We start from the raw sequence: 10,240 nt of genomic DNA on the forward strand, positions 1-10,240 counted from the left end.
GGGCGGGTCCGTTCCTGACACCCAAGGAGACTGCGCCGAGCCGAGCTCCGGCAACGGACCTTTCAGGAAAATGCCAACGGGTCGCCCCGCTTCGTGCCCGGTTTGGCTGCCGGTGGCAGCAATCCCAGCTCAGCGGCGCGTACCCCCGCCTGAAAGCGGGAGTGGGCACCGAGCAAGGTCATGATCTCCGCAACATGACGCCGGTAGGTGCGCACGGATATCGTCAGTTCACGGGCCGCCACCTCGTCCGTGACGCCGGCCTGCAACGCACCGAGTATCTGCCGTGCGAGCGACGCGCGGTAGTTGTCCCCGAAGACCGCGCGCTCGCCGGCGGGGACCGCCCGGACCCACACGTTCTCGAAGAGGGACTGCAGTGTGTTGAGCACCTCCGGCACCTGGATCAAGGATGCCCGGCGGCCGACCGCGGAGTCCGCGACCACCAGCGCGACGTTCCCGTCCACGATGAGCGCCTGCAACGGAGGAACCCGCGCGACCCGGACGGCCGCCGGTTTGTCGGTGCCCATCTGTTCGCGGACGAAGCTCTCGTCAAGCATGTCCGGGCTGGTCAGAACCCGCACGGACACGTCCTCGCTCGCGTCGTATATCAGCTCTCGCTCGGTGCGGTCGGAGCGCTCGTCGGATGCGAGCTGGCGTGCGTGCACGATGTCGATGCTCCGGGTGGCGGCCCGGATGAGCCGCTGTCCCTGGTCGAGCACGGCGTCGTAGTCGTTCCCCAGGCCGGAGATCAGACTCTCCTGGACATTGCGGTCTCTGTGAAGAGCGACCGTCGACTCGATCAGCGCCCGAACCTCGAGAAGAGCGTTCTCCAGTTCGTCATCTCCCTTGTTGAGCACGTCGCATCCACCACCTTGGCTCTGGCATCGAGGCCCGCCGGGCACAGACTCTTCTACGGGACGTTCCCACGTGTCGGATCCCTACTCAGCAGCGAGCTCTACTCCGTCAGCAGGCCGACTTCCACGGCCCGGGCTCCGGCCTGGAAGCGGGAGTGCGCGTCGAGTTCACGCATGATCTCCGCGACGTAGCGGCGGTAGGTCCGCAGGGACACGCTGAGTTCCCGTGCCGCCGTCTCGTCGGTATTGCCGGCGCGCAGCTGCTCCAGGATGTTCCTGGCGAGCTCGGTGCGGAGCCGGGGGCTGAGCTGAAGGTGGTCGGCGAGCCTGCGCCCTCGGGACCAGGCACCGGCGAAGAGCAGTTCGAGGGCACGGACCGCGGCGGCATCGTTCACGACGGCGGCCTGCCCCCCGGCCCCCCTGTCCCCGCGCACCAGCGCGGCCACACCGTCGACCACGAGGGTCTCGCGCAGTTCGCTCTCCGACACCTGCACCTCGACCCGGCAGCCGCCCGGGCGGACCAGTCCGGCCAGCTGGGCGAGCGAGGAGTCCGTGGCCGCCGCGGTGCAGAGGATGCGGACCGTCACCTGCGCCGGGATGGTGATCAGCGACCGCGCCACGGCGTCGGTGAACTCGCTGCTCCCGGTCATCGCGATGCACACTGTGTGGCGGGCCCGCCCCATGAGCGAGTCGAGTGCGTCGCTGATCGGGACGCCTCCCGTACGTGCCACCGGCGTCGGCATGACCGAGCGCTGCCGGTGCAGCAGGACCGTTGAATCGATCAAGGCGCTGACCTGCAGCAGCGTCTGTTCCAGACTTGCGGAATGATCGGCCGTTCCCGACCCCTCGACTCCGCCCGCCAAGCGTTGAAGTAATACGTCCGACATCAAGCTCCCCCCGTCAGTTCACCAGGTCCGGACCCCAGCGGCTCCTGCCGATAACGGGTCGTCACGGGATCGCCGTGCAGAAGCCTGGTGACTAAGCCACTTTTCGCCTTCCCGACTTACGCCCGGAAGACCCTGCCAAACCTTTTCCGACACTAGTTCGGGCAATCACATCCAGTCAACCTACTAAAGCATTTAGTTCAAGACGGGACTAAATACAGAACGTTCTTCAACATCATCGGCGCCACAACTCGAATCCCTGTCAGCAAACTGCACGGAAACCGTGGAAGCGGCGGTTCATGTTCCCCTTTTCGCGCATTACCGCATCGGAGTCGTCACTGTCCGTAGCGCCTCTGTCCGCTAGCGGACAACCGTTCCGCACCACGGACAGGGCACCGTCTAGGTTTCCGACATGAGCGCACGCCGTGCACACGACTCACCCGCAAAAAGGCTCCCTTCCTTCACAACGGCCTCAGAGGATCGACGCCTCCAAGCCTGAGCAAAAGGCACAAGAGGGTCTTTTCGAATGGTCCCGGCTCTGCGCGGGCCGATCGGGCCGCCTCCCGCAACCTTTGGTTTTCAGACATCGCGACTCCTCTCAGCCGTGACGCATCACCCATAGCGGAAGACTGACGTTTATCCAGAGGCAGTACAGCAATAGTCGCGCAAACCGGCCAAATCGACGCCCATGCTCTTTCGGCTCCCAGCAGGGCCCCTGAGGAAATCACGGCCGAACAGCTGGTGGATTCCTCATGTGAACTCCCGCATACGAGCCCTCTCCCTTCACGTACTCACGAACAAAGTCCCACGGAGCACGGAGAACGGGGTCACCCCTTCGAGGCGTGTGCCCGCCAGGCCCGACACTCCATCAGGCAACGGAGACAGCCGTGAACACACCTCCCCGGCAGAGCATCAGCGACCTGCTCGTGCACGCCGCCCGGCACCATCCCGATTCCGGCATCCGCTACTGCGTCGGCGGCGCAGCCGCCGGGTTCCAGGAGCAGAGCCACCAGGAACTCCTCGACGACGCACTGCGGCTGCTCGCCGGTCTGCGCACCCGGGGCCTGCGCCCCCGGGACAAGGTCGTCCTGGTCCTGGAGCGGCCGAGGGAGTTCCTCACCATGTTCTGGGCCGCGGTGCTCGGCGGCTTCGTCCCGTGCCCCATGGTGGCGCTGCGCGGCGACCCCGAACGGTGGTCGTCCCAACTGGCCCACGTCAACACCCTGCTCGACGGGCCGCTGATCGTTACCGACGAGGCCATCGGCACCGAACTTCCGGCAGTCGACGGGCTCGACGTCGCCCTCGTCGAGCAACTGCCGTCGGCGGAACGGGCCGAACCGTACACTGCGGCGCCCGAAGACACCGCACTGCTGGTGCTGACCTCGGGTTCGACAGGGAACTCCAAGGCCGTCGTCCTCACCCACGCCAACCTGCTCGCGTCCATGGCAGGAAAGAACGGCCACCACCGCCTCACCGCCGCGGACACGACGCTGAACTGGGTCTCCTTCGACCATGTGGCCGCCCTCCTGGAGTGCCACCTGCTCCCCTTGTCCACCGGCGGCCGCCAGCTGCACGTGGAGCCTCAGGTCGTCCTCGGGGAGCCGCTGGAGTTCCTCCGACTCGCCTCCCGGCACGGCGTGACCATGACGTTCACCCCGAACTTCCTCCTGGGACAGCTCAACTCCGCTGCCGAGCGGCTCCACGCCGACGAGGAACAGCTCGATCTGTCCATGCTGCGGCACATCATCAGTGGCGGGGAGGCCGTGGTCCGCGCAACCGGGGAAGCCTTCCTCGACAACTTCGCCCCGTACGGACTCGTCTCCGACGCACTGTGGCCGGCCTTCGGCATGACCGAGACCTGCGCCGGCAGCGTGTACTCCCGTGCCGCCTTCCCCGAAGTGGACCGGGGCAGTGAGTTCGCCTCCCTGGGCACCCCGGTGTCCGGTCTGCGCATCCGGATCGCCGACGCGGACGACCGGGAGCTGCCCGAAGGCGAGGTGGGCGAACTACAGCTCATCGGCCCCATGATCACCAGCGGCTACTACAACAACCCCCGGGCCGACGCCGAGGCGTTCACCGCCGACGGCTGGTTCCGCAGCGGCGACCTGGGCCGGATCGACGCCGGACGGCTCTCCCTCGTGGGCCGCAGCAAGGACAGCATCATCATCAACGGGGTCAACTACTTCAGCCATGAGATCGAGACCACTCTCGAGCAGCTGCCCGGCGTCGCGGGCTCCTATGTGGCTGCCTTCCCGACCCGCTCGGCGGGCGCCGACACCGAGCAACTGGTGATCGCTCTGCATCCCGAGGTCCCGGAAGGGGACGAGACCGCGATTTACCAGGTGCTCACAGCCGTACGCAACAGCGTCGTGATGCACTGGGGGTTCCGGCCCTTCCTCGTCCTGCCGCTGCCGAAGGACGCCTTCCCCAAGACCAGCCTGGGCAAGATCCAGCGTTCCGTCATGCGGCGACGGCTGGAGTCCGGCGCCTACGAGAGTACGAGGAGTGCCGTCGGCACCCTCACCCTGCGCATGCTCGGCGGCTACGACGCACCCGAGAACGACACCGAGCGGATCCTGTGCGAGATCTACGCGGAGATCCTCGGCGCCGAGCCCGGCACCGTCAGCGCGAGTGCCGGCTTCTTCGACATCGGCGGCACCTCACTCGACATCCTGCGCCTGCGCAGCAAGGTCGCCCAGCGCCTGGGCGTCACCGGCCTGGAGATCATCACCGTGCTGCGGGCTCCCACGGTCCGGGCGCTCGCCGCGCGGCTCGGCGAACAGCCGTCCTCGGGACCGCCCTCGTACGACCCGATCGTGCCGATGCAGACCCATGGCGCCAAGACCCCGCTGTTCTGCGTCCATCCCGGCGTCGGCGAGGTCCTGGTCTTCGTCAATCTGGCCAAGTACTTCGTGGGCGACCGGCCCTTCCACGCTCTGCGCGCCCAGGGCTTCAACAGGGGCGAGAAACCCTTCGCCACCTTCGAGCAGATGGTCGACTGCTACGTCGGCGCTGTCCGCGCGCGGCAGCCGCGCGGCCCGTACGCCCTCGCCGGCTACTCCTTCGGCGGCGCGGTCGCCTTCGAGATGGCCAAGGTGCTGCGCGGCCAGGGCGAACGCGTCGACTTCGTCGGCAGCATCAACCTGCCGCCGAACATCAAGTACCGGATGGACGAGCTCGATTTCGCCGAGACCGCAGTCAACCTGGCCTACTTCCTGGACCTGATCGGCCGCGAGCAGGCCCTGGAGCTGCCGGCCCTCCTTCGCGGTCTTCCCCGCGAGAAGCAGGTCCGACGCCTGGTGGACATCGCCCCACGCGACCGGCTCGCCGAACTCGACCTGACCGAAGAGCGGTTCGGCGACTGGTCGGAGATCGCCAATGCCCTCACCGACCTGGGCCGGTCCTATCGGCCAAGCGGCACGGTGGCGTCGATGAGCGTTTTCTACGCGACTCCCCTGCGCGGCACCAAGGAGGACTGGCTCCACAACGAACTGCGCCGCTGGGACGAGCACACTACTGGGCCCAACCACTACATCGAGGTTCCCGGGGAGCACTACACGCTGATGGGCCCGCGGCATGTCGCCTCCTTCCAGGCAATCTTCCGCCGGGAGCTCGACCGCGCTCTGTCCGACGCCGACCGCATCGCGAAAGAGCGGAACCACTGCGACACCGACACAAAGGGAGCGAAGACACCGTGCTGAAGGGCAAGAAGATCCTCGTCACCGGGGGCACCGGACAGGTCGCCAGACCGGTGGCGGAAGCACTCGCCGAGCACAACGACGTCTGGTGTCTCGGCCGGTTCGGGACCCCTGGCATCGAGCGCGAACTCAAAGAGAGGTCCATCACCACCTGGCGCTGGGACATGGAGGACCTCTCCCGGGACACGCTGAAGGGGCTGCCCGAGGACTTCACCCATGTCATCCACTCCGCGGTGCGTCGCGGCGACGACGGTGACTTCAACACGACCATCGAGGTCAACGCGGTGGCGACCGGTCGGCTCATGACGCACTGCCGCACCGCCGAGGCGTTCCTCTACGTGTCGACCGGCGCCCTGTACGCGCGCCAGACCCTCGACCACCTGTACACCGAGGACGATCCGGTCGACGGAGTCGCCGACTGGCTGCCCGCCTACCCCGTCGGAAAGATCGCGACAGAGGGTGCGGTCCGCGCCTTCAGCCAGGTACTGGGCCTGCCCACCACGATCGCCCGGCTGAACATCGCGTACGGTCCGGGCGGCTACGGCGGAGTGCCCATGCTGTACTTCAAGCGGATGCTCGCGGGCGAGCCCATCCCCGTGCCCATCGACGGGCAGAACTGGTGCTCCCTGCTGTACACCGATGACCTCGTCGCTCAGGTTCCCCATCTGTGGCGGGCCGCGGCGACCCCGGCGACCCTGGTCAACTGGGGCGGCGACGAGTCGGTGGGCATCACCGACTGCCTGCGCTACATGGCCGAACTGACGGGCGTGCCCGCCACGTCGGTGCCGAGTGAAGTCACCCGCGAGACCTACCGATTCGACCCGGCCCGGCGGCGCGCGCTGACCGGCCCGTGCACGGTCACCTGGCAGGACGGCATCCGCCGCACGCTCGCAGCCCATTTCCCCGATCACGTCCGCCGATCCGCCTGACGTCGAGGAGACACCCACCCTCATGCCCATGTCCGACCGACCCGTACCGACCCGGACCGCCGATGCCGATGAGCGGGCGCACACCGCCGCCACCTCTCCCAACCTCGAACTGGTCCAAGCCGCCTACCGGGCCTTCCACCGGCGTGACACCGAGGCCCTCCTGGACGTCCTGGCGCCCGACGTACGCTGGATCCACCCCGACAGCATGTCCGAGTACAGCCTGGGCGGCACGAGACACGGCCACGCCGGTGTCAGGAGCTTCCTGTCCCACGTGCCCACCGTGGTGAAGGCCATGCGGATCGAACCGCGTGAGTTCCTGGAGTCGGGCGATCGCGTCGTCGTGTTCGGCGTGCGCCAGGTGACGTCGACCCGGGGCACCACGGAGGAGCTGAAGTTTGTCCACTCGTGGACCCTGCGCGACGGCAAGGCCACCGTGATGGAGGACATTTTCGACAGCGCCCCCTTCCGCCGGGTCATCGAGAACTGAGCGTCGGGAACCGCTGGTCGCGGCGCAGTCACGACGCCCTGAGCGAGGCCCCCGACTGTCTGCGGACCTCCGCGAGGACGGCCGACACGGCGGGGCTCGACAGGGCACCCCGGCGAACGACGATGGACACCCGCCTGACCAGCTCGGAGCCGGAGGGGGTGATTCTGCGCACCGGATAGCCGGGACGGTCGGGGACCAGATCCGGTACCAGGGCGATCCCCCAGCCCAACGCGACGAGGCCGAGGGTGGCGTGCAGATCGGATGTCCGGGCCACCACATCGGGGTCGAACCCGACCGCGGCGCAGGCGTGCAGGGTGAGCCGGCCGAGCCCGGAGGACGGGTCCAGGACCCAGGGCCAGTCCGCGTACTCGGCGAGCGTGGCCGGCAGCGCGCCGCGGCTTCCCTGCCTGCCGGTCGTTCCCTCCGGGCCGATGGCCAGGCGGACACGGTCGACGGCCACCAGTTCCTCGTGCAGCCCCGGCAGCGTCGGCTCGGTCACCCCGTCGTAGCCCATGGCGAGGACCAGGTCGACCTGCCCGAGCCGTACGGCCTCCCGGCCACCACCCGCGGTAAGACCCTGCAGAACGATCCTCAGCTCGGGATATGTCTCGCGGATCCGGGAGAGCGCGGGCACCAGCAGTGCGGGGCCTTCGTGGAACGGCACCCCGACCCGCAGCTCCCCGCAGACCCGGCCATTGATGGCGAGCAGGTCGGACTCCGCCGCCTCCAGGTCCAGGAGGATGTGCTCGGTGTGCTCGACGAGGAGCCGTCCGGCCGCAGTCAGCCCGGCGCGCTTGCTCCGCCGGTCCAGCAGTTCCGTGCCGGTCTCCGATTCGAGGGCGGACAGCTGTTGCGAAACCGCCGACCGCGTGTAGTTGAGTGCTTCGGCCGCTGCGGCGATCGAGCCGCACGCCTGCACCGCCCGCAGCAATACCAGCTTTCGTATGTCCAGCACCGCTCGTACCGTCTATTCCCTTTATGCCGACCATCGCCGATTGTTACTCGAAGCTCCGGTACTTCAGGACCCGCTGACCGATTGAATGACATACCACCCGTCCTTCGTTCTTCGGTGAGAGGTTGCCCAGCATGCCCACACTGCTCCTCGTCGACTGCAGCGCACGCCCCGAATCCGTATCGCGCCAGATCTCGGCCGAATTCGCCCACGCCTGGTGTTCGGCGCACCCGGAGGGCGAGGTCATCCACCGTGACCTGGCAGCCACACCTGTCCGGCACGTCGACGCCGCTCAGATCGAGATAGTCTCCCGACTCGAAACGGCGGGCACCGTCGACCTGGGCGAGGCGCGCCGGGCGGCGCGGGACGCGGAGGAGCTCAGCAGCTGGCAGCACAGCTGGGAGCTGATCGATGAACTCCTCGCCTGCGACCTGCTGCTGATCAGCCTGCCCATGTACAACTTTTCCGTCCCCTCCTCCTTCAAGGCATGGTTCGACCGCGTCGCCATACCGCCCCTGATCGTGGACCAGCGGACCGGCAAGGGTCCGCTCTCGGGACTGCGAACGGTGGTGGCGACAGCGCGCGGCGGGACATACGGGCCGGGTTCGCCCCGTCACCGGGACGAATTCCAGGAGCCCTATCTGCGGGCCGCTTTCCGCATGGTGGGGCTCGCCGACGATCTGCAGTTCCTGCACGCCGAGATGACGAAGTCCGGGTACGTTCCCCAACTGGCCCCGTACCGGGGAGCTGCCGTCGGCTCGCTCAAGCGGTCGGTGGAACGGGCCCGCGACATCGCACGCGGCTGAGCCGGCGACAGCGCCGACCGCTCCTGGCCTACGTTGTGCGCGTCGCGACGAAGTCACACAGGGCTTCCAATGCCTCTTTCGGCGGACCGGGCCGCAGCGGCGCCAACGCCGAACGCGCCCCGGCGAGCCGCTCACCCATGATCGCCCGCGTCCGGTCCATGAACGTGGACCGCTGAAGCAGCGCGAGCGCCCTGATGTGCCGGTCCCCCCGCAGCCCCCAAGGGTCGGACAGCAACTCGCGGAGTTCACCGTCCGCCGGGCTCCGGTCGTCGAGCGCCAGCAGGACGGGGAGGCCCGCCACTCCGACCGCGAGGTCCTTGCCCTGCTCCTTGCCGAGGTCCCCGGAAGGCGAGGTTATGTCGAGCAGATCGTCCGATATCTGGAAGGCCACGCCGAGGTGCTCGCCGTACCGCTCGAGTGTCTCCCCCACGTGAGCGGGCGCACCCGCCTGGAGCGCACCAAGCCGCAGGGAGAAGGAGATCAGGGACGCCGACTTGTCGGAGATCACGCCGAAGTAGTGGGACAGCCGCTCCTCGGTGGAATCCGGGCCGGTCAACTCACGCATCTGGCCCCGGACAAGTCGTTCCGAGGCTTCTGCCTGCAGCGGGATCGCCTCGGAGGTCAGACCGGCCGACAGCTGAGCGGCCTTGGCGAGCAGCCAGTTGCCCGACCTGACGGCGGCGGTGTTGCCCCAGCGGGCGTTGACGCTGGTGACGCCGTGGCGGAGCGCAGCCTCGTCCATGACGTCGTCGTGGTGCAGCGAGGCCGTGTGGACCAGTTCGGAGACCACGGCCGCGTCGATGACTCCGACGGACCGCGGGTCGCCGAACTCGGCCCCGAGCAGGGTGAGCAGCGGCCGCATGCGTTTCCCGCCTGCAGAGATCAGGTGACCGGCAACCTCTGCCAGGCGCGGATCGTCCGCCTCCCGCACACACTCCCGAAGCCGCGTCTCCACCCGCTCCAGATTCCGAACCATGCGACGTTCCAGAGCGCTTTCCCGAGCGGCGAGCCGCGTGATGATCGACCGCCCTCGCGTCTTCGCAATCAATGTGGACATCTGACTCCCCCAGTTCGCAACCCTCGGCATCCCACACCGAAGGGTAGAAACACTTCGACGGGCCACGACGGATAGTCCCGCGCACTTATCTGAAAACGGACACCGGCAAAGCCGAACGGACCATTGGCCCGAGACGTTCCTCACATAGCTGGCAGCAACCTGCCAAAATACGTTCCCGCCCTTCCGTTTCCTCCGCGCAATCCCGGCGCCACCTCCGGCCGCCGTGGACCACCCTGGACATGTCGACAGCGACGGGCCGCCGCCCCTACCCGCTACACTGGCGCTGGTGCGCAGCCACAGGCCACGCACGGGCAACTCCGCCTTCGTGGGATCTGTCTAAAATCCCAAAACCGCAGGTCACGGGCGCAGGCTTCGGAGCCCCAAAACGTCTTTTCCCGATCTCAAAACACCCCAGAGCCCGTCTCGCTGTACAGGCACCGCGCACCTGAGGTCGGCGCACAAGACTCCCCAGAACGCTGGCCGCTGCTGATGTAGCGCAGCTGCCCCAGACGCCACACGGGCAGAGCGAACCTCGACGTTTTCAAGCACGATGCAGCTGTGCCACGGGCCGCCCAG

General features: G+C 67.8%; 8 protein-coding genes. 4 read left to right on the forward strand and 4 right to left on the reverse strand.

Features of this window, described 5'->3' with window-relative positions:
- Positions 1 to 62: 62 nt before the first annotated feature.
- Positions 63 to 854 carry a LuxR family transcriptional regulator gene (locus A3Q37_RS31795; protein ID WP_065489980.1) on the reverse strand — a complete coding sequence of 264 codons (792 nt, stop codon included), beginning with the start codon at positions 852 to 854 and terminating at the stop codon, positions 63 to 65.
- Positions 855 to 952: 98 nt separating this feature from the next.
- The gene (locus tag A3Q37_RS31800) at positions 953 to 1,636 is read right to left on the reverse strand and encodes a LuxR C-terminal-related transcriptional regulator (RefSeq protein WP_255312000.1); all 684 of its coding nucleotides are present in this window, start codon (positions 1,634 to 1,636) and stop codon (positions 953 to 955) included.
- A gap of 986 nt (positions 1,637 to 2,622) precedes the next feature.
- On the opposite strand from A3Q37_RS31800, the gene A3Q37_RS31805 reads away from it, so the two are divergent.
- From A3Q37_RS31805 to A3Q37_RS31815, 3 genes are read left to right on the forward strand one after another with little or no spacing between them, the layout of a single operon-like run.
- Complete coding sequence (locus tag A3Q37_RS31805; RefSeq protein ID WP_065489984.1) at positions 2,623 to 5,436, forward strand: non-ribosomal peptide synthetase; 2,814 nt, start codon at positions 2,623 to 2,625, stop codon at positions 5,434 to 5,436.
- Positions 5,430 to 6,362, forward strand: coding sequence for an NAD(P)-dependent oxidoreductase (locus A3Q37_RS31810; RefSeq protein WP_065489986.1), 933 nt, complete (start codon positions 5,430 to 5,432; stop codon positions 6,360 to 6,362). Before A3Q37_RS31805 ends, A3Q37_RS31810 begins: the two co-directional genes overlap by 7 nt.
- Before the next feature lie 28 nt (positions 6,363 to 6,390).
- Entirely contained in the window at positions 6,391 to 6,849 is a 459-nt protein-coding gene (locus tag A3Q37_RS31815) for a nuclear transport factor 2 family protein (RefSeq protein WP_079138080.1), read from the forward strand.
- Positions 6,850 to 6,877: 28 nt separating this feature from the next.
- Here A3Q37_RS31815 and A3Q37_RS31820 read toward each other — a convergent pair whose 3' ends face one another.
- Positions 6,878 to 7,804, reverse strand: a complete 927-nt coding sequence (locus A3Q37_RS31820) for a LysR family transcriptional regulator (RefSeq protein WP_065489991.1) — start codon at positions 7,802 to 7,804, stop codon at positions 6,878 to 6,880.
- Positions 7,805 to 7,935: 131 nt separating this feature from the next.
- Between A3Q37_RS31820 and A3Q37_RS31825 the strand changes: the two genes are divergently transcribed.
- Positions 7,936 to 8,607, forward strand: a complete 672-nt coding sequence (locus tag A3Q37_RS31825) for an FMN-dependent NADH-azoreductase (protein WP_065489993.1) — start codon at positions 7,936 to 7,938, stop codon at positions 8,605 to 8,607.
- 28 nt (positions 8,608 to 8,635) lie between these two features.
- On the opposite strand, the gene A3Q37_RS31830 is transcribed toward A3Q37_RS31825, so the two are convergent.
- Entirely contained in the window at positions 8,636 to 9,694 is a 1,059-nt protein-coding gene (locus A3Q37_RS31830) for a polyprenyl synthetase family protein (protein WP_369691477.1), read from the reverse strand.
- Positions 9,695 to 10,240: the final 546 nt, after the last annotated feature.

Origin of the sequence: Streptomyces sp. PTY087I2 (assembly GCF_001687325.1) — a bacterium.
GTDB lineage: Bacteria > Actinomycetota > Actinomycetes > Streptomycetales > Streptomycetaceae > Streptomyces.

Excerpts from the sequence above, each read along its gene's own strand:
- A3Q37_RS31815 (WP_079138080.1), top strand. The coding sequence starts at position 6,391 with ATGTCCGACCGACCCGTACCGACCCGGACCGCCGATGCCGATGAGCGG.
- A3Q37_RS31825 (WP_065489993.1), top strand. The coding sequence starts at position 7,936 with ATGCCCACACTGCTCCTCGTCGACTGCAGCGCACGCCCCGAATCCGTA.
- A3Q37_RS31830 (WP_369691477.1), bottom strand. The coding sequence starts at position 9,694 with ATGCCGAGGGTTGCGAACTGGGGGAGTCAGATGTCCACATTGATTGCG.